This is a genomic window from Kribbella catacumbae DSM 19601, from assembly GCF_000372465.1.
Taxonomy (GTDB): domain Bacteria; phylum Actinomycetota; class Actinomycetes; order Propionibacteriales; family Kribbellaceae; genus Kribbella; species Kribbella catacumbae.
In genome coordinates this window covers 235065-254209 of the sequence record NZ_AQUZ01000001.1, presented here as the reverse complement: position 1 = coordinate 254209, position 19145 = coordinate 235065, and the positions used below count along the sequence as shown (strand labels likewise).

Annotated in this window: 18 protein-coding genes and 1 tRNA gene; 7 read left to right on the top strand and 12 right to left on the bottom strand. The window is 69.6% G+C overall.

Annotation, left to right across the window (positions count from 1 at the left end; genetic code table 11):
- The first annotated feature begins 13 nt into the window (after nucleotides 1-13).
- A complete protein-coding gene (locus A3ES_RS0101195) occupies nucleotides 14-1432 on the top strand; it encodes an aminobutyraldehyde dehydrogenase (protein WP_020384938.1) in 1419 nt (472 codons plus the stop codon).
- Between the two features lie 40 nt (nucleotides 1433-1472).
- Here the strand turns inward: A3ES_RS0101195 and A3ES_RS45805 are convergent, their stop codons facing one another.
- The 3 genes from A3ES_RS45805 to gabT are packed head-to-tail and all read right to left on the bottom strand — an operon-like array spanning nucleotide 1473 to nucleotide 5482.
- Nucleotides 1473-2756 (bottom strand): NAD(P)/FAD-dependent oxidoreductase, encoded by a 1284-nt coding sequence (locus A3ES_RS45805; protein WP_020384937.1) that lies wholly within the window; start codon nucleotides 2754-2756, stop codon nucleotides 1473-1475.
- A complete protein-coding gene (locus A3ES_RS0101185) occupies nucleotides 2753-4117 on the bottom strand; it encodes an NAD-dependent succinate-semialdehyde dehydrogenase (protein ID WP_020384936.1) in 1365 nt (454 codons plus the stop codon). The genes A3ES_RS45805 and A3ES_RS0101185 overlap by 4 nt, the downstream gene beginning before the upstream one ends.
- A 27-nt stretch (nucleotides 4118-4144) precedes the next feature.
- A complete protein-coding gene (gabT, locus tag A3ES_RS0101180) occupies nucleotides 4145-5482 on the bottom strand; it encodes a 4-aminobutyrate--2-oxoglutarate transaminase (RefSeq protein WP_026162460.1) in 1338 nt (445 codons plus the stop codon).
- An 84-nt stretch (nucleotides 5483-5566) separates the two neighbouring features.
- Here gabT and A3ES_RS0101175 point away from each other — a divergent pair, with 84 nt between their 5' ends.
- The gene (locus A3ES_RS0101175) at nucleotides 5567-7009 is read left to right on the top strand and encodes a PucR family transcriptional regulator (RefSeq protein WP_020384934.1); all 1443 of its coding nucleotides are present in this window, start codon (nucleotides 5567-5569) and stop codon (nucleotides 7007-7009) included.
- Nucleotides 7010-7295: 286 nt separating this feature from the next.
- Here the strand turns inward: A3ES_RS0101175 and A3ES_RS0101170 are convergent.
- From A3ES_RS0101170 to A3ES_RS0101155, 4 genes are all read right to left on the bottom strand, one after another.
- Nucleotides 7296-7380 (bottom strand) — tRNA-Leu (locus A3ES_RS0101170).
- 190 nt (nucleotides 7381-7570) lie between these two features.
- A complete protein-coding gene (locus A3ES_RS0101165) occupies nucleotides 7571-8335 on the bottom strand; it encodes an alanyl-tRNA editing protein (RefSeq protein ID WP_020384933.1) in 765 nt (254 codons plus the stop codon).
- A gap of 37 nt (nucleotides 8336-8372) precedes the next feature.
- The gene (locus A3ES_RS0101160; protein ID WP_020384932.1) at nucleotides 8373-9047 is read right to left on the bottom strand and encodes an endonuclease V; all 675 of its coding nucleotides are present in this window, start codon (nucleotides 9045-9047) and stop codon (nucleotides 8373-8375) included.
- A 19-nt stretch (nucleotides 9048-9066) separates the two neighbouring features.
- Nucleotides 9067-9330, bottom strand: coding sequence for a hypothetical protein (locus tag A3ES_RS0101155; RefSeq protein ID WP_020384931.1), 264 nt, complete (start codon nucleotides 9328-9330; stop codon nucleotides 9067-9069).
- A gap of 106 nt (nucleotides 9331-9436) precedes the next feature.
- Here A3ES_RS0101155 and A3ES_RS0101150 point away from each other — a divergent pair, with 106 nt between their 5' ends.
- The gene (locus A3ES_RS0101150; protein ID WP_020384930.1) at nucleotides 9437-10765 is read left to right on the top strand and encodes a M20/M25/M40 family metallo-hydrolase; all 1329 of its coding nucleotides are present in this window, start codon (nucleotides 9437-9439) and stop codon (nucleotides 10763-10765) included.
- Nucleotides 10766-11146: 381 nt separating this feature from the next.
- Here the strand turns inward: A3ES_RS0101150 and A3ES_RS0101140 are convergent, their stop codons facing one another.
- Nucleotides 11147-11569 carry a CHRD domain-containing protein gene (locus A3ES_RS0101140; RefSeq protein ID WP_020384928.1) on the bottom strand — a complete coding sequence of 141 codons (423 nt, stop codon included), beginning with the start codon at nucleotides 11567-11569 and terminating at the stop codon, nucleotides 11147-11149.
- A gap of 92 nt (nucleotides 11570-11661) precedes the next feature.
- Nucleotides 11662-12540, bottom strand: a complete 879-nt coding sequence (locus A3ES_RS0101135) for a LysR family transcriptional regulator (RefSeq protein ID WP_020384927.1) — start codon at nucleotides 12538-12540, stop codon at nucleotides 11662-11664.
- Nucleotides 12541-12613: 73 nt separating this feature from the next.
- On the opposite strand from A3ES_RS0101135, the gene A3ES_RS0101130 reads away from it, so the two are divergent.
- The gene (locus A3ES_RS0101130) at nucleotides 12614-13855 is read left to right on the top strand and encodes an MFS transporter (RefSeq protein WP_020384926.1); all 1242 of its coding nucleotides are present in this window, start codon (nucleotides 12614-12616) and stop codon (nucleotides 13853-13855) included.
- A complete protein-coding gene (locus A3ES_RS0101125) occupies nucleotides 13812-14555 on the top strand; it encodes a hypothetical protein (RefSeq protein WP_020384925.1) in 744 nt (247 codons plus the stop codon). The genes A3ES_RS0101130 and A3ES_RS0101125 overlap by 44 nt, the downstream gene beginning before the upstream one ends.
- An 84-nt stretch (nucleotides 14556-14639) precedes the next feature.
- Here A3ES_RS0101125 and A3ES_RS45800 read toward each other — a convergent pair whose 3' ends face one another.
- A complete protein-coding gene (locus A3ES_RS45800) occupies nucleotides 14640-15812 on the bottom strand; it encodes an MFS transporter (protein ID WP_020384924.1) in 1173 nt (390 codons plus the stop codon).
- 59 nt (nucleotides 15813-15871) lie between these two features.
- On the opposite strand from A3ES_RS45800, the gene A3ES_RS0101115 reads away from it, so the two are divergent.
- Nucleotides 15872-16864, top strand: a complete 993-nt coding sequence (locus tag A3ES_RS0101115; RefSeq protein ID WP_020384923.1) for an ArsR/SmtB family transcription factor — start codon at nucleotides 15872-15874, stop codon at nucleotides 16862-16864.
- Here A3ES_RS0101115 and A3ES_RS0101110 read toward each other — a convergent pair.
- Both A3ES_RS0101110 and A3ES_RS0101105 read right to left on the bottom strand, forming a co-directional pair.
- The gene (locus A3ES_RS0101110; RefSeq protein ID WP_475008776.1) at nucleotides 16861-17070 is read right to left on the bottom strand and encodes a DUF5703 family protein; all 210 of its coding nucleotides are present in this window, start codon (nucleotides 17068-17070) and stop codon (nucleotides 16861-16863) included. The genes A3ES_RS0101115 and A3ES_RS0101110 overlap by 4 nt on opposite strands.
- An 11-nt stretch (nucleotides 17071-17081) precedes the next feature.
- Complete coding sequence (locus A3ES_RS0101105) at nucleotides 17082-18023, bottom strand: aldo/keto reductase (RefSeq protein ID WP_020384921.1); 942 nt, start codon at nucleotides 18021-18023, stop codon at nucleotides 17082-17084.
- Between the two features lie 51 nt (nucleotides 18024-18074).
- On the opposite strand from A3ES_RS0101105, the gene A3ES_RS0101100 reads away from it, so the two are divergent.
- Complete coding sequence (locus A3ES_RS0101100; RefSeq protein WP_026162457.1) at nucleotides 18075-19145, top strand: LLM class F420-dependent oxidoreductase; 1071 nt, start codon at nucleotides 18075-18077, stop codon at nucleotides 19143-19145.

Here is a 19145-nt window from a genome sequence, read left to right as displayed (position 1 = left end):
CAAGGAGGACAGCATGATCAGGAACGTCATCGACGGACAGCTCTGCGAGGCGAAGGACGGACGGGTCAGCGACGTCGTGGACCCGTCGACCGGCAAGTCGTACGACGTCGCCGCGCTCTCTGGCGAGGTGGACGTGGCAGCGGCCTACGCAGCGGCGACCCGCGCCTTCGCGACCTGGCGACGGACCACACCGGCCGAGCGGCAGAAGGCCCTGCTCGGCCTGGCAGACGCCCTCGAGGCACGGTCGGAGGAGCTCGTCGCGGCGGAGGTGGCGAACACCGGAAAGCCGGTCGAGCTCACGCGTACGGAGGAGATCGCGGTGGCCCTCGACCAGCTGCGCTTCTTCGCCGGAGCCGCCCGGTCCCTGGAGGGTGCCGCGGCGGGTGAGTACCTCGCCGGGCACACGTCGTACGTGCGCCGCGAGCCGGTCGGGGTCATCGGCCAGGTGACGCCGTGGAACTACCCGTTCATGATGGCGATCTGGAAGGTCGCGCCGGCACTCGCCGCGGGCAACACCGTGGTGCTCAAGCCTTCGGACACCACTCCCGCGACCGCCTCCCTGCTGGGCGAGATCGCCGCCGACGTGCTGCCGCCGGGCGTGCTCAACGTCGTCTGCGGCGACCGTGACACCGGCCGCCTCGTCGTGTCGCACCCGGACGCGGCGATGGTGTCCATCACGGGTTCGACCGCGGCCGGAAAGGCAGTTGCCACGTCGGCGGCGGCTGACGTCAAGCGGGTGCACCTCGAGCTCGGTGGCAAGGCGCCGGTGCTGGTCTTCGCGGACACTGACCTGACGGCGACCGTGGAAGGCGTCGTCAGCGCCGGCTTGTTCAATGCCGGCCAGGATTGCACCGCTGCCACGCGGGTGCTGGTGCAGGAGCAGATCGCCGAGCAGTTCCAGCAGTTGCTGGTCGAAGCTGTCTCGCAGGTACGCACGGGACCCCCGTCAGACCATGAGGCGCTCTATGGGCCGCTCAACAACGTTCATCAGTTCGAGCGGGTCTCGGCAGTCGTGGACTCGATCGGCACTCATGCGACCGTGCTCATCGGTGGCCACCGGGTCGGCACTGAGGGCTACTTCTACGCGCCGACCGTCGTGGGCGGTGTACGCCAGGACGACGCGATAGTGCAGCAGGAGACGTTCGGCCCGGTGCTGACCGTCCAGACGTTCCGCACTGAGGCCGAGGCCGTCCAGCTTGCCAACGATGTCGACCTCGGCCTCGCCGCGAGTGTGTGGACCACCGACCATGGCACCGCGCACCGCTGCTCGATCGAGCTGGACTTCGGCTGCGTGTGGGTCAACACCCACATCCCGCTGGTGGCGGAGATGCCGCACGGTGGGTTCAAGCAGAGCGGATACGGAAAGGACCTCTCCCACTACGGGCTGGAGGACTACACCCGTGTGAAGCACGTAATGCACTCACACGGCTGAGTGCGCGTACTGATCGCGTGCCCGGCGGGCAGCTGACGGATCAGGCAGCGCCTTGCTGGGCGGCGATCGCGTCGCGAAGCGGGGTGCGCGGGGACTCGATCGCCGGCACCGCGACCGGGTCCCGGCCGCGGGAGCCGAGCAGCCACCCGAGGGTGATCAGTAGCCTGCGCCGCGAGCAGGGCAACCGCGACCCGTGGTAGAGCCGGTGGACCATCCACGCGAGCCAGCCACGGACGGGTACGCCGTAAAGCTCGGCGACGCCCTTGTGGAGGCCGAGCGACGCCACGGCACCGGCGTCTTTGTGTCGGTAGGGCTGCAGGCTCCCGAGCAGGTTCCGGCTCAGCCGGGCCGCCTGCCGTACGGCGTGCTGCGCGGTTGGTGCGCAACGGTCACCCGTCGCGACGTCGGGCACCGACGCGCAGTCGCCCACGGCCCAGACGTGGTCGGTGACCCGCAGATGGTCGTCCGTGAGAACACGCCCGGCCTGGTCGCAGGGTAGGCCGAGCATGCGCAGCAAAGGATGGGCCACGACACCGGCCGTCCAGACGACGGTGTCGGTGGCGATCTCGGTGCCGTCGGCAAGGAACGCGCGGCCCTGCGTCAGCGAGTCGAGGGCGACTCCGGTGCGGATCTCGATGCCACGGCGCTGCAGCCGGTCCGCGGCGTACGACGTGAGCCGCTCGGGCAGCTGGCCGAGGATGCGTGGCGCGGCCTCGACGAGCACCCAGCGGCTGTCGTTCATCGCCAGGCCGTCGTAGCGGTGGATGGTGCGACGGACCATGTCCTCGAGCTCGGCGAGCGCCTCGACGCCGGCATAGCCACCGCCGACGAAGACGAAGGTCAGTGCGCGTGCGCGGGCGGCTGGGTCGGGCGTCGACGCCGCCAGCTCCAGGCAGGACAGGACGCGGTTGCCGAGGTGGACCGCCTCCTCGACCGTCCGGAAGCCGACGGCGTGGTCGGCCAAGCCAGGGATGGGGAACGTGCGCGCCACCGATCCGAGCGCGAGCACCAGGTCGTCGTACTCCAGCAGGTGCTCGGTGCCATCGGCCGCCCGGCACACCGCCACGCGGGCTGCTGTGTCGACCCCGGTGAGGCTGCCAGTGAGGATGCGGGCGCTGCCGAGTGCTGTGCGCAACGGGACCACCACGTGCGAGGCCTGGACGGTCCCGGCGGCCAGCTCCGGGAGCAGGGGCTGGTAGGTCATGTAACCGTTCGGGTTGACGACCGTGACGTCGCAGCCCGCCCGGACCAGGCGCCGGGCGGTGGTCAGGCCGGCGTAGCCGCCTCCCGCCACCACGACCCGCTTGCGTGTCCGGGTCCTCATGACCAGTCCACGCTGAAGTACTGGGTCTCCTGGAACGCACGGATCCCGTCGCGGGCGCCCTCGCGGCCCAGCCCGCTCTGCTTGACGCCTCCGAACGGCGTGGACGGGTCGGAGACGACTCCCCGGTTCACGCCGACCATCCCAGCGTCGAATGCCTCGGCGATACGCAGCGCATCCTGGAGCCGCCCGGCGTACACGTAGGCGGCCAGGCCGTACTCGCTGTCGTTGGCAAGGGCAACCAGTTCCGCCTCGTCGGTCCAGGTGATCACTGGGACGACGGGTCCGAAGACCTCCTCGCGGGCGATCCGCATGGACGGGAGTACGCCGGTCAGAAGCATGGCCGGGTGGAACCAGCCGCGTTCGCCAGTGGGGCCGCGGTGCGCGACTCGGGCACCGGCCGCGACCGCCTCGTCGACGAGGGCGGCGACGCCGGCGACGGCCTTGGCGTTGATCATTGGAGCGACCTCCAGGCCGTCGACGATCGCGCCGAAGCGGGCCACGAACTCGTCGGCCACGTCCGCGTGCACCAAGAACCGGTTGGCAGCCGTGCAGGCCTGCCCCGCGTTGCGGAACTTGGCGATCATCGCGCCGGCGACCGCAGCGTCGAGGTCGGCGTCGGCGGTGACCACGAAGGGAGCGTTACCGCCGAGCTCCATGCTGCTGTTCAGCACCCGGTCGGCTGCCTGTTTCAGCAGGACCCGGCCGACGCCGGTCGACCCGGTGAAGGAGAGCTTGCGGACCCTCGGGTCCTCGAGCCAGGTACTCACCACCTCGCCGGCGGCCGTGGTCGTGACCACGTTGACCACACCGTCGGGCACGCCGGCCTCGTTCAACAGGTCCGCGATCGCGAGTGCGGTGAGCGGGGTCTCGGCGGCCGGCTTGAGGACCACGGTGCAGCCTGCGGCGAGCGCTGGGGCGATCTTGCGGGTCGCCATCGCCGCGGGGAAGTTCCACGGGGTCACCAGAGCAGCCACGCCGACCGGTTTGTGGGTGACGATGGTGCGGGTCCTGCCGGCGGGAGAGGCGCCGTACTCTCCGTCGGTGCGCACTGCCTCTTCGGAGAACCAGCGGAAGAACTCGGCGGCGTAGGCGACCTCGGCGCGGGCGTCCGCGTCGGTCTTGCCGTTCTCGGAGGTGATCAGGGCGGCCAGCCGGTCGGTGTCCGCGACGATCAGCTCGTACGCGCGGCGCAGGATCTCGGCGCGCACCCGGGGAGCGGTCGCTGCCCACGCCGGGAAGGCTGCCGCAGCGGCGTCGACGGCGGCGGTCGCGTCAGCGGTCGTGGCGTCGGCGACCTCGGCAATCACGCGGGTGGTCGCCGGGTCGTGTACCTCGAAGGTGGCGGTCGTGGTGATGGTCATGGTGGCTCCGTTCGGGCGGATAGGTCGTCAGTTCTCCCGGAAGACCTGCTCGAGGACGTCGAAGGCCTCGAAGAGCAGGTGGTCCGGCATGGACAGCGGCGGCAGGAAGCGCAGTACGTTCCCGTAGGTGCCGCAGGTCAGGACGACGACGCCCTGGGCGTGCGCGGCGGCGGCGACTGCTCGGGTCAGGTCGGGGTCGGGGTTAGTGGTCCCCGGCTCGACCAGCTCGACGGCGACCATGGCGCCGCGCCCGCGGACGTCGCCGATGCGCGGGTCGGCGAAGCCGTGCAGGCGCTCGACCATGGTCTTGCCGATCATGCGGGCCCGGCCGACCAGATCTTCCGTTGCGATGGTCTCGATGACGGCGAGGGCAGCGGCACACGCCAGTGGGTTCCCGCCGTACGTGCCCCCGAGCCCACCGACGTTCACTGCGTCCATGATCTCCGCCCGGCCGGTGACAGCCGACAGCGGAAGACCGCCGGCGATGCCCTTCGCGGTGACAATCAGGTCGGGTACGACTGCCTCGTGGTCGCAGGCGAACAGCTCACCAGTGCGGGCGAACCCGGTCTGCACCTCGTCAGCCACGAAGACCACGCCGTTGTCGTGGCACCACTGCACCAACAGGGGCAGAAAACCGTCGGCGGGCACGATGAATCCGCCCTCGCCCTGAATGGGCTCGATCACCACGGCGGCCAGGTTCCCGGCGCCGACCTGCTTCTCGATCAGGTCGATCGCGCGGAAGGCCGCTGCCTCGCCGGAGAGCCCGCCGTCGCGGAACGCGTAGGAGAGCGGGGCCCGGTAGATCTCGGACGCGAAGGGGCCGAAGCCGTGCTTGTAGGGCATGTTCTTCGCGGTCATCGCCATCGTGAGGTTGGTGCGCCCGTGGTAGGCGTGGTCGAACACGACGACCGCCTGTCGTTTCGTGAAAGCCCGGGCGATCTTGACCGCGTTCTCCACGGCCTCGGCGCCGGAGTTGAACAGCGCGGTGCGCTTCTCGTGGCTGCCGGGGGTGAGCTCGTTGAGCTTCTCGGCGACGCGGACGTAGCCGTCGTACGGCGTGACCATGAAGCAGGTGTGGGTGAACGCCTGCAGCTGCTCAGTCACAGCGTCGACCACGGCTGGGGCGCTGTTGCCGACGGTTGTCACGGCGATGCCGGACCCGAGGTCGATCAGCGAGTTGCCGTCGGCATCGACGATCACGCCGCCACCGGCGGCGACGGTGTACACGGGAAGGGTCGTGCCCACGCCGGCCGCGACGGCGGCCGCCTTGCGGGCATGGAGACGGGCCGACTCGGGGCCGGGGATCGCGGTGACGAGGCGACGTTCCTGGGGGAGCGCGGGGCCTCCGATGAGGTGATCGTTCATGCAGTGGACGGTAGATCGCGGCAGCTGCTTCCGCTCGGTCGAAGCTGCACAATCTTGCTGGGTCCATTGTGCAAAACTGTCACCATGGTCGACATCGCCCTCATCCTCCGGCAGCGCGAGCTCGGACTGCGCGCCGTGCACCTGCCGCGCGCGGATCGCGAGCTTCGGTGGGTGGCCACGAGCGAGCTCGAGGATCCCGGTCCGTTCCTCGAGGGCGGCGAGCTGTTGCTGACTACCGGCCTGGCCACGAAGGGCTGGCGGTCCCAGTGGCCGGCCTACGTGGAGCGCCTGGTCGAGGCCGGGGTCGCAGGGCTGGCGCTCGGAGTTGGCCTGACGCACAGCCGGGTACCGGCAGCGTTGGTGCGCGCCTGCGAGCAGCACGGCCTCAATCTGATCGAGGTTCCGCGTGCGACGGCGTTCGTGGCGGTGAGCCGGGCCGCCGCCCGACTCATCGAGAAGCGCGATGCGGCCGATGCCCGGTTGGCCCTCGAGTCGCAGCGCCAGCTGACCACGGCGGCGATGCAGGTCGATGCCTCCTGGGCGGTCGCCGAGCGGCTGGCGCGGCTGCTGGACGCCACGTCGCTCCTGCTGAGCCCCGACGGACAGCCGGTGGTCGGGCCGCTCGGGCCGCGCCAGGTCCCAACTGACCTCGAGGCAGTGCGGGTTGAGCTCGCCCGGATCCGTCCGCAGGGGTTACGTGCGGCGTCCACGTTCAGCGACCGCCAGGGCACCACTCTGCTGGCGCCGGTCGGGCTGCGTGGCCGGCCGCTGCAGTACCTCTGCGTCACCGTGGCCGGCCGGCTCACCACCGCCTCACGCGCCGCGGTGACCACCGCCGTCGCCCTGCTCGGTCTCGTCGCGGAGCAGGAGCGTGACCGTCTGGACACACGCCGACGGCTGTGGCGCAAGGTGCACGAGCTGCTCGCGCACGGCGACCTGGAGGCGGCCGGCCTCCTCGGCGAGGCCTCTGCCGCACCCACGCTTCCGCGCCGGGTCAGCGTGCTCCGCGTCTCCGGTCCGCTCGACGCGCTCGAGGACGCCTTGGCCGAGCTGGAGCGGGACGAACTGCTGGCCGCCATGGTCGACGGCGAGGTCTGGGTCGCCGCCTCGCCGGGCTTGGCCGTACGCCGTGCTGAGGAGCTGGCCGCCCACGGCCTGCGGATCGGTGTCGGTGACAGCCACGGCACCGCGGCTCGTGCGCTCGCGCGGACCTCCGACGCACAGCGGGTCGTCCGCTGGGAGCGTCTGGTGCGAGCGGGCGCGGTCGGCCTGCTCGACCCCGAGGTGGCGACCGCCTTCGCCGGCTCCTTCCTCGGCTCTCTCGACGATGCGCAAGTGGAAACGCTCGCATCGTTCCTGCGCCAGCACGGGTCGCGGCTCAAGGTGGCCGAGGAGCTCGGCCTGCACCGCAACACTGTGCGCAACCGTCTGCAGCAGATCGAGGACGCCCTGGGTCGTTCGCTCGACGACCCCGACACCCGCGCGTCGGGCTGGCTGGCGTTGCAGGCCACGGCGCTGGCCGAGTAACGACCGTGGACCCCGCGCCACGGATGGCCCTCGACATGACTTGCGCACGCGGCACGCTCGGTCCGAGCAGGTTCGGGAGGGCCGGCGCACCCGTGGGACTGGAAAGCACAGCACACTGGGTGGTCAGCTCGTCGGGTGCGTCCTGGATCAGCTCGACATAGCCACGCGGTACGTCGGCTGCCTCTGCCCACGGAAACAGGATGAAGCCGACCAGAACCGTCGGGATCGCGTGCAACCGCACCCGCATCGACGTTTCGATCAGTGCCCCGCGTGTGGTTAGCCTGCGTGTCCGAGGGGGGACTTGAACCCCCACGTCCCGTAAAGGACACTAGCACCTCAAGCTAGCGCGTCTGCCATTCCGCCACCCGGACGAGTGGTCTGCCGCTCGGTGATGCTGAGCGACGTTGACTGGAGAACCTTAGCAAACTCCACGGGTGAAATTCACATCGGGAGGTCTTGGGGTGCTGGCGGCCTCGGGCGGCGGGTCTGGGACCGCTCGGCGTACCGGTGGGGCGGGTGCGGATGGGACGGCGTACGGGGTGGTGTGTGCGGCTGCGGGGGTTAGCGGAGTTCGAGGCGGATGCGTTTGTTGGCCTTGCCGCGGGATTCGGTGCCGGTGACGGACACGGAGCCGACCTCGGCGGTGCTGAGGACGTGGGTGCCGCCGTCGGCCTGTTTGTCGAGGCCGACGATGTCGATCACCCGGAGCGGGTCGATCTCGCGCGGGATCAGGTGGGCGGCGATCCGGATCAGGGCCGGGTCGGCGTCGGCGACCTCGCGGCCGACGAAGTCGACGACGATCTCGCGGGCGGCCGCGATCTCCGCGTTGATCCGGGCCTCGATCCGGCGGCCGAACTCGGCCGACATCGCGTCGAAGGCGAAGTCGAGCCGGCCCTTGCCGGGGTCCATGTTGCCGCCGGTCACGGGTACGCCGTGGTCGGCCCAGATCACGCCGCAGAGGATGTGCAGGGCGGTGTGAGTCCGCATGGTCAGATGCCGGCGGGTCCAGTCGAGCTCGCCGTGGACCTCGGCGCCAGGATCGGGCAGGTGGTCGGCGTCGAGCCAGTGCCAGATCAGCCGGCCGTCGCGCTTGACCCGGGTGACCGGCGCGCTGCCGTCGGACCATTGGAACTGTCCGATGTCGTGCGGCTGACCGCCGCCGCCAGGGAAGAACGCCGTACGGCGCAACGCCACGCGCCGCTGCTCTTCGTCGACCTCGACCACCGGGGACTCGAACTCCCGCAGGTAGGCGTCGATCGCGAACAACTCGGTGTCGGCCAGCTCGGCGGGCGCGTTGATCGGTACGTGCCGTCCAGGAACCGCCATCTGTCCTCCTTCACGAATCCCATCAAACCACCCCGGCTCAGTCGGCGCGGGCTCGTCGGGCGGCCTGGCGGGCTCGTCGGAGAGGCTCCGGCGTCCGGTGCCGGCCGAGCGACGCCGAGACGATCTGGCAGGCGGAGTCGAGGTCGGTCCGCCAGCCTGGGTGTACGACGAGCGGCCGGGTGCCCGGTCTCGTCCGCAGCCAGGTCGCGACCTGCTCGGTTCCGATGACCAATGGCGATGTCGCGCCTGGCTCGTCGGCCGGCCAGGCTCCGGATGCGTTCAACGGGCGGTGGGTCACGCCGACCGTGGGCTGATCCAGTACGGCGCCCAGGTGCGTGGCCAATCCGCATCGGCGTGGGTGATCACGCCCGGTCGCGTCCAGGAGGAGTACGTCGGGCGCCGGCACGAGGCGCCGTACGACGACCTCCAGCAGCGGACCGAGGCGGAGTGCCAGCAGGCCGGGGATGTAGGCGGACGGGGTCCGTCCCTCGATCAGGTGCCGCGCGACGATGCGTGGGCCATCCATGACGACCGCGGCGGCCCAGGCCTGATCTCCCGGCGATCCTGGGCCTGAAAGCCCACGCGGGAAGCAGATCCATGCGCCGCCGGTGAGGTACTCGGCCGGCGGGTTCCACGGCCCAGGAGTCTCACCACCGAGGGCGACCTGGAGTGAGATCAGTTCATCAGGCTCGGTGGGCCAGGCCGGGCTCATGACAATGGCTGCGGTGCCGTCACGCCGGTGTGGATCCGTTCGGCGCGGGGTGTTCGACCAAGGCGATCACCCTGGCGGTGATGAAGCGCGCGGTGCGGATGGGCTTGCCGGACCGGGTCACCTCGACCACCTCGGTGAGGTTGCGGGTGGTATTGATCTCGACCCGGCGGCCGGCCTTGGTCGCGGCGATCTCGTACGTCGACACCCCGTTGCCGGTGTCAATGACGATCTCTACCCGGTCGCCCCTCATGGTCGTCTCGTACCCGGTTCCGTAGCAGGTCATGCGAGCGATGTAACGGGTATGGGAGGCGTGGTCCCGTCCAGGAGCGACGGCGCGGGCCCCCGATGGCCGCCGCGACCGTCGGCCGAGGGTGGGAGAGGATAGAGCTATGACTGCTCCGGGGACCGCTGACCGACCGTACATCGCCGACGCCGAGGTGGTGGAGCTCTGTAGTGAGCTGATTCGGTTTGATACCACCAACTACGGCAATGGGAAGAGCAACGGGGAGCGGGACGCCGCGGAGTATGTGGCGGCCAAGCTCGATGAGGTCGGGATCGAGTCGACGATTTATGAGTCGGAGCCGGGGCGGGCCTCTCTGGTGGCGCACTGGGAGGGGGAGGACCAGGACGCCGAACCGCTGCTGGTGCACGGGCATCTGGACGTCGTACCGGCTGATCCGAAGGACTGGAAGGTGGATCCGTTCGCCGGGGAGATCTTCGACGGGTGTGTCTGGGGTCGCGGGGCGGTCGACATGAAGGACTTCGACGCGATGGTGCTGTCGGTGGTCCGGGCGCGACAGCGGGCGGGGGTCAAGCCGCGGCGGCCGGTGCGGCTGGTGTTCACCGCGGACGAGGAGGCCGGCGGCCTGTACGGCGCGCAGTGGCTGATCAAGAACCACCCGGACACAGTCGCCGACTGCACCGAGGGGATCGGCGAGGTGGGCGGGTTCTCGCTCACGGTCAAGGACGACGTTCGGCTCTACCTGATCGAGACGGCCGAGAAGGGCATGAACTGGATGCGCTTGAAGGCGCGCGGGACGGCCGGGCACGGCTCGATGATCAACAAGGACAACGCGGTGACGAACCTGGTCGAGGCCGTCACCCGGATCGGGAACCACGAGTGGCCGCTGCGGATGACGCCGACCGTGAACGAGTTCCTGAAGACGCTCGAGGACGTCCTCGGTACGGAGCTCGACCCCGAGGACATGACCGAGACGCTGTCCAAGCTGGGCAGCTTCAGCCGGATGTTCGGGGCAACCATCCGCAACACGGCCAACCCGACGATGCTGAGCGCCGGCTACAAGGTCAACGTCATCCCCGGCGACGCGGAGGCGCATGTCGACGGGCGGTTCCTGCCGGGGTACGAGGACGAGTTCTTCGCCACCATCGACGAGCTGATTGGTGACAAGGTGCAGCGCGAGACAGTGATCGAGGACATCGCGCTGGAGACCGGGTTCGACGGTCGCCTGGTCGAGACGATGAAGGCGTGCCTGGCGGCCGAGGATCCGCAGAGCCGTACCGCCCCGCTGCTGATGTCGGGTGGCACGGATGCCAAGTCGTGGTCCCGTCTCGGGGTGCGCTGCTTCGGTTTCGTACCGCTGCAGCTGCCGCCGGACCTGGACTTCATGGGCATGTTCCACGGCATCGACGAGCGCGTCCCCACCGCCTCGCTGGAGTTCGGTTCCCGGGTGCTGGATCGCTTCTTCGACCAGGCCTGACGTCGCGAGCATTAGGTTGACCGAGTTCAGTTTCCGGAGGAGGAGGTCGCCCGTGGGTACACGCAGTGCTGACCTATCAGGTATTCCTCCGGCGCGGCCGCGGCTGCTTGTCGACGATTTGCTCGCGGCGAAGAACACGCAGCCGATCGGATCGGTCGACGACCTTGCCGCGGGCACCTTCGAGTCGGATGAAGAGCTTACGGAGTTCCTCGCCTTCACCCACGCAGTACGCGCTGGTTTGATGGCCTGCATCTCCGCGATGGCTTCGGGGTCCAGCCCGTACTGCGGTACGCCCGGCCGGGGATGCCCGGCCGGGCGTAGCTGTCCGCGTTGTTGCCGGCTTGGCGTTCTTCGCAGGGTGGAGCTGAGGAGATGGGCGGGTTACTTCAGTTGGCCGCGGATGGCGCCTGCGGGGAAGGTGGTGTTGTGGACGTTGGCGTAGTAGGCGCCAGGGTCTGCGCTGATCGCCGCGGCTAGTTGGGGAGTGATCGTTCTGCAGCCCGTCATCTCAGGCCCGGGCAGGCCGTCGGTGTCCAGCGGGATTACGACGGGGCCGGCCACGTGGCGTGCGCCGACGTGGATGTGGGCGGCGGTGGGGGTGGCGATGTTCTTCCAGCTGAGGGTCCAGCAGAACATCGTGCCCTCGATCGAGTAGGTGAAGAAGCCGTGACCGTCCTCGTCGGCGGGGGTGGTCTCCTGGCCGCCGCTCAAGGGGATGGCCGGAGCTGCGGTGGCGGCCGGTACGGCGAAGGCGGAGATCCCCAGGACGACGCTTGCCGCGATGGCAGTGGAACGACTGAACATGATCCCTCCCGGTGAAAAGTAGGTACATCCGCAGTTCTACGTCGCGGAGGCGTCCACCGCCATAGCTGAGTCCTCAACAACACAGGCCGGGTTCAGCCGGATCGGCGGACCGGGGACAGATGTAGGGCATCCCGGAGTTGGGGGAGGAGGGCAAGGAGTCGGGCCGGCGGCGTGGGTCCGGTGACCAGGGTGAGGGTGAGGCGGTAGCGGAACGGGGCAGGGACGAGCCGTTCGCCGGGGCGGAGTTCGTGGGAGAGCGCGCTCCGGGGGATCAGGGCCAGTTGGGAGCGGTGTCTGGCCATGGCGACGGTGGTTCCGAGGGTGACGCCGCGACGGGCGTTGGCGCCGAGGGCGATCAGGCGGGCGCGGATCTGGTCGGCGCCGCGATCGTAGGTCGAGAACGGGAGATCGCGCTCTCTGAGCGGCTGCCGGCCGGTGCCGGGCGGTGCGACGCCGCGCGGTACGAAGAGGACGAGTTCGTCCCGGCCGACCGGGCGGGCGACCGCGCCGCGGGGCAGCACCATCTGGTCGGCGATCGCGATGAAGGCGGCGTCCATGGTGCCTTCGGCAACCATTCCGGCGAGCTGCTGGCCGTGGTCGGCAACCTGCTCGATGTCGATGTCGGAGAGCTCGGCGTCGAGGACAGGGAACAGGATCGGCGCCAGGCTCACGAAGGTGCCGACGACGAGGCGTCTCCCGGCGGCGGCCGCACGGGTGGCGTCGTACACCTCCTCCAGATGGCCGAGGATGTGCTCCGCGCGGCGGGCGAGTTCGGTGCCGGCGGGGGTCGGCCTCGCGCCCCGGGTGTCGCGGAAGAAGAGCTGGGTGTCGCAGGCGCGTTCCAGCCGGGACAGGCGTTGCGAGGCGGACGGCTGGGAGATCCGCAGTTCCCGCGCCGCGGTACCGACCGAACCGGTGCGGCTGATCGTCAGGACCAGCCGGAGATCCTCGACCGATGGTGATGAAGCCATAGGTACAGCCTATGGCAGGTCGGTAGTTGCCGCTGGCTACCAGTCGGGCCCGAAGTGACCGACGATCGATCGTGTGAGCACTCGTCGGGATGCGTTGTTTCTGCTGGCAGGCGGTGGTTCCGCGGACCTGGCGTTCAGGATCGCGCAGATCGCGTTGCCCTTGGTGGTGCTGCAGGAGACGGGCTCGGTGGCGGCGACCGGACTGGCCAGCGGTGCTGCCGGGTTGCCTGTCCTGTTGTCACCTTGGTGGGCGCGGCGGGCGAGGCAGTGGGTCGATTCAGGAAGCCGGCTTGCCGTGGTGGCGGCGTTTCAGGCGGTGGCGTTGGCGATGGTTCCGGCAGCAGCCGCGCTCGGGGTGCTGCATGCCGCCGTGCTGATCGCGGGCGGATTGCTGCTGGGTTGTGGAGATGCGCTCTCGAATCCCGGCCGGAGCGCCCTACTGGCCGACACTGGCGATCGTTGGGGCGAGGACCGCGCAGTGATGTTGCTGACCTGGCAGGACGGGATCAGACGGGTCGGGATGGTGATAGGCCCGCCGGTCGGTGCATTGGCGGTGGCCGCAGGGCTTGCCAACGCGTTGTTGTGGATAGAGGCGGCGACGGTTCTCGCGGCCGGGTTGCTGGCAGTCGGCATCGTGGGGGAGCGCTCTCCGAGCGCGGCCGTGATGCCGTCGATCCGCGGCAGTCTGGTCGGACGTCAGGACGTGCTCTACGGCTGGATCGCGCGAGGGGCGGGTTGCTTCACCTGGTTCTCCTTCATCCTCGGGCTCTCGGTGATCGGGGCCCAGCGCGGACAGCCGGGGGTGTATCTCGCGGCCGGGATGTCTGGCTACGGGGTCGGTTCAGTGGCCGGCACGATGGCGTCTCTGGCAGTGATCAGGCGGATCTCTCCGGTGCCGCTCGCAGCGATCTCGTGGACCCTGATGGGGCTCTGCTGGGTCGGGATGGGCGTCTGGACGACTCCGGCCGCGGTCGCAGTATTGGCGGCGCTCTCTGGAGTGACCGTGGTGCTCGGGATCGCGGCGATCTCGATGCTGATCACGAGATCGTCGGCGGGAGCGGAGCGACGGGCGTTGCTGTCGGGACAGTCGGTGGTGGTCAACGCGAGCAGCTCCGCGGGGTACCTGATCGGCGGACCGGTGATCGCGGTGGCCGGTGCCGAGAACACGCTGATCGGGTCCGGGTTGCTGACCGCGGCGGTGGCGCTCGGAGTACTGCTGGTACGGCGAAATCGGGCTGCGCGAGCAGGCGAGGACTGCGAAACTGCGGAGCATGTCCGACGAGATCGTGATCACCACTCTGGCCGAGCGGCCTGAGCTGCTAGAGAAACTGCAGACGTTCTCCGGCGGCTGGCCGGAGTTCATGAGGCATGACCCGATCGGCAACACGCTGATGGGCCGCGTGCCGGAGTTGTTCCCGGAGCACTGCCTGCTCGCGCTGGAGGGCGACACACTGGTCGCGCACGGCCGCAGCATCCCCTTCGTGTTCCCGGACGAGGATCGGACCGAGCTGCCCGCCGGCGGCTGGGACAGTGCGCTGCAGTGGGGCGTGGCCGACCACCGCAACGGGCGCCGGCCGACCGTGGCGAGCGCGCTGGAGATCTCTATCGCGGCCAGCCATCTGGGCCGTGGACTGTCCCACGACATGCTCGCCGCGATGCGCCAAAACGTGGCGGCGATGGGTCTCGACACCCTCTACGCACCCGTCCGCCCGAATGGCAAGGAAGACGCCGGCCAGCCGATGACGGAGTACATCCAGCAGTTCCGCGCGGATGGCCTACCGGTCGACCCGTGGCTGCGGGTCCACGTGAAGGCGGGCGCCGAGATCCTCAAGGTCGCGCCGACCTCGATGGTGATGGCCGGCTCGCTCGACGAGTGGCGGGAGTGGACCGGACTGCCGTTCGACCACACCGGCGAGGTGATCGTGCCGAAGGCGCTCGTGCCCGTCCACTGCGACGTGGAGCACAACCACGCCGTGTACGTCGAACCGAACGTCTGGGTCCAGCACAACCTCTGACATACCCCAACTAGTCGGGGTATGTCAGAGGCCGCACGTCAGCGAGCCGGGACGGCCAAGCGCACACCTCGGAGCACGCAGAGGTCAGAGGGGGACCTTGGTGGGGGCTTTCAGGCCTGGTGCCAGGGTGGCGGTGACTAGGAGGGAGAGGAAGGCGGCGCCGGCGATGGAGATGGTGGGGGTTGAGAGTTCGGCGCCTAGGCCGACGACTGTGGCGGAGAGGGCTTGGGCGGTCATCATGCCGCTGCCGGCCAGGCCGAGGCCCTGGGCTCGTAGGTACTCGGGCACTACGGCCAGGAACTGGTCCTGTAAGGCCAGCGAGGCGGCATAGCCGACCGACGCCACCCCGACCGCTGCAACGGCGATCCACACGGCCGGCTCCAGCAGGAACAGCAGGTAGGGCGCGGCGAGCAGCAGCCGCAGCGGGATCACCAGCCGATTGCGAAGCTCATGGGGCACCCACCGCCCGAACACGACGTCCCCCACGAGCATCCCGGCCGCAGCCGCCACGAAGAGTGCCCCGGCCGCGTCACCGGCGTACGGGACGAACAGGGCCTCGGCGCCGACGATCAGGCCGTTGGGGATCCACTGGGCCAGCAGCAGCGTGCGGGTGGTCCGGTCGCCGAATAGGCGCTTGTTGCCGGCCGTGGTGGTGCGGATGGTGGCGGCGCCGGTTACCTTGGGCGCGCGGGATCGCAGCCCTAGCCGAGTCACCAGGGCCGTGGCGAAAGCGAGTGCCGCGCTGACGAGCAAGGCGGCTCGGGGCCCGACCGCGGCCAGCAACGTCCCGCCGACTCCGAAGCCGACGATCTGCATGGCCCCGACCGTGATGTTGAGTACCGACCGGCCCAGGACATACCCGTCCCGCGGCAGCACATCCACCAGTACTGCGGTACGTACCGCGGAGGCGACAGCGTCGACAACGCCGAGGGACATGATCAGCACGAAGATCCCCCAGACAGGCAGGACATCCGCGGCCAGCAGCAGAGCACCAGCCGCGCGCACGCAGTCCCAAGCCGCCAGGAAGCCGCGCGGTGGCACCCGGTCGGCCCAGGACAGCAAGGTGGCAGCTCCCAGAGCCTGGGGAGCGAATCCCGCGAGATAGGCGAGCGCGGCCAACAGTGGCGACGAGGTGGTCGCATAGACGAGTGCGGAGAGCGCCAGCATCTGCATGGTCGAGCCCGCAACGGAAGTGGCTCCGCCGGCGAAGAGCACCCGGAACTCGGAGACGGTGAACAGTTCGCGATAAGTACGCACCTGCTGAGGCTGAACCACCGCCCCAACGGCGAGCTACTGTTTCGCCAGGAGACGAAACCATGACCATTCTGAAGCTGAGCCCGGACAACCTCGCGACGGCACGGTTCGCGGTGTCGCCGATGGTGGAGACCGTCAGCGCGCTGATCATGCTCGGCGGCCTCAAGCGCCCCGCCTGGTTGGCCGGCTGGATCGACGAGCACCAGAGCAGGGTCACCAAGCTCCGGGCCGCTGATCCGCTGGTGGACGCCCTGGTGACGCTGCTGACGACCACTGGCTGGCTGCCCGACTTCTTCACCAGGCCGCCGTCAGGAGGAATGCTGACCACCTTCGCCGACGAGTTGGCCGCAGTACGGACCGTTGGGCTGGAAGAGGCGCGGTCAGATCTCACCACGGCTGCTGGTGGCCGCCTGCCGCATGCACTGGACCAATCGGACCTGGTAGAGCGGGTCGCGGATCTGCTCGAGGAAGTCTGGACGTCAGTGCTCGCTCCCGACTGGCCGCGACGCCGGGCAATGCTCGAGCGGGACGTCGTGCAGCGGGCCGGATTACTCGCCGCCTATGGCTGGAGCCGGGCGCTGGACGGCCTCGACCCCTCAGTCCGCTGGCTCGGGGGAGGCCAACTGGAGGTCAATCGGCACGATTACCCGACCCGGGTGCTGGCTGATGCGCAACTGGTCCTGGTCCCGTGCACTCTCGACAGCGGCTGGCTGTGCATCGACCCGCCGCGCGCTTACGCAGTGGTCTACCCGGCCAGGGGGACAGCCCAGGCGCAGGAGAGCGCAGTACCGGGCGGGATCGGCAAGCTGATCGGTGGGAACCGTGCGGCAGTGCTCCGAGCGTTGGAGAGCCCGGCGAGCACGAGTCAGCTGGTGACTGTCCTCGGCCTCGGGCTGGGAACGGTGGGGGACCACTTGGCGGTACTACGGGACGCGGGCGCGGTCGGTAGAACCCGGACCGGCCGCTCTGTGCTCTACCACCGCACGGAGCTCGGCGACCTGCTGGCGAGGACCGCAGCACCTGGAGACCAGGGCCGCAGTACAAGCAGGGCCTAAAAAGTCCGCATCACCCGGATGATGCGGCGGCGGAGCCAGACCCGCCGGGTGCCGTCGGGATAGCGTCTCAGCCGGGCGAGCTCCCAGCCGCCGTACTCCGCGTGCTCGGTGAGCAGGCGTCGCACGGCACCTCGCGACTCCGTCCTGGACACCTCGAACTGCTGCAGCTCGTATTCGGCCATCCGCACCTCCGACCTTCCGGACACCAACCACTACCTCACGAAACATCCTCCAGCGCCGCCACGATGGCCGGCGGCAGAGTGAGCTCCTCCACACCCAGAACCGACTTCAGCTGCATCGCCGTCCGGGCCCCGACGATCGCAGCGGTCACCCCGGGCCGGTCCCTGACCCAGGTGAGTGCCACCTCGAGCGGAGTCCAGCCCAGTCCGTCAGCGGCACGGGCGACCGCTTCCACGATGCCCGAACCTCGGCCGTCCAGGTAGGGGTCGACGAATCTCGACAGATGCTGAGACGCCGCCCGCGAGTCCGCTGGGATGCCCGTCCGGTACTTCCCAGTCAACACACCGCGCCCAAGCGGCGACCAAGCCAGTACTCCGATCCCGAGGCCGCCGGCAGCCCGGATGGCATCCGCCTCGGCGTCCCTGGCCAGCAGCGAGTACTCCACCTGGTTCGACACCGGTACTGCGCGCCCAGGCCAGGCCTGCTGCCAGGTGACTGCCCGGGCGGACTTCCAGCCGGCGTAGTTGGAGACCCCGACGTACCGGACCTTGCCCGCGCTCACCGCGTGGTCCAGGGCGGACAGCGTCTCCTCGAGCGGCACGTCGTCGGACCAGGTGTGCAGCTGCCAGAGGTCGATGTGGTCGACGTTGAGCCGGCGCAGCGAGCCCTCCAGGTCGCGCAGCAGCGCGCCGCGCGAGGTGTCGGTGATCCGCTCGCCGCGGCGGACGCTGAAACCGGCCTTGGTGGCGATCACCAGGTCGTCGCGGTCGACCACGTCGCCGAGCAGGGACCCGATCAGTCGCTCACTGTCACCGTCGCCGTACGCCGCCGCGGTGTCGATCAGGGTGCCTCCGGCGGCCACGAACGCCGCCAGCTGTTCGCGCGCTTCATGCTCGTCGGTGTCGCGGCCCCAGGACATGGTGCCCAGGCCGAGCCTGCTCACCGTGAGGCCACTGTGACCGAGATAGCGCTGCTGCATGGACCGAGCCTATTGCGGGTCACCGGCAACGGCTCGTTAGGCTCGCCTGTCATGCGACTCGGACTCAACATCGGCTTCGTCTTCGGTGGCGACGACCACCTCGATCATCTGAGGCTGGTGAAGGAGGCCGAAGCGCTCGGATTCTCGGTCACCTGGGCCGCGGAGGCGTACGGCTCGGACGCCGCTACGCTGCTGACCTGGATCGCCGCCCAGACCTCGACCATCGACGTCGGCGCGGCGGTGTTCCAGATCCCGGCCCGGACCCCGGCGATGACCGCGATGACCGCGGCCACCCTGGACCGGCTGTCCAACGGCCGGTTCCGGCTCGGCCTGGGCGTGTCGGGACCGCAGGTGTCCGAGGGCTGGCACGGCGTCCGGTTCGACAAGCCACTGGCCCGCACCCGCGAGTACGTTGCGATCGTGAACTCCGCGATGCGCCGTGAGACCGTGGTGTTCGAGGGCTCGCACTTCACCCTGCCGCTGCCGGACGGTCCCGGTAAGCCGCTCAAGCTGTCCATCCGCCCGGTCCGCGACCACGTGCCGATCTACCTGGCCGCGGTCGGACCCAAGAACCTCGAGCTGGCCGGCGAGATCGCCGACGGCTGGCTCGGCATCCTCAACGACCCCTCGTATCTGGGAGAGCAGTTGAACCACATCAAGGCGGGCCGCGCGGCCCGCCAGCCCGACCTGGGCTCCGGGGCTTCACTGGACGGCTTCGACGTGGTCGCGTCGGTCCCGGTCATGGTCGGGGAGGACCTCGAGGCCGCCGCCGACCCGATCCGGGGCTACGCCGCGCTCTACATCGGCGGGATGGGCAGCCGGGAGAAGAACTTCTACAACGCGCTCGCGGTCCGGATGGGCTATGAGGAGCAGGCCAAGGAGATCCAGGACCTGTACCTGGCCAAGAAGCACCGCGAGGCGATGGCCGCCGTACCGCAGGGCTTCATCGACTCCATCTCGCTGCTCGGCGGCAAGGAGCGGATCGCGGAGAAGCTGACGGCGTACGCCGAAGCCGGTGCCACCACGGTCGCGCTGACCCCGTTCGAGCCGACCGTCGAACAGCGGATCACGACGCTGCGCACGGTCGCCGAGGCGCTCGAGCTCGCCGGGATCGGTGACTGA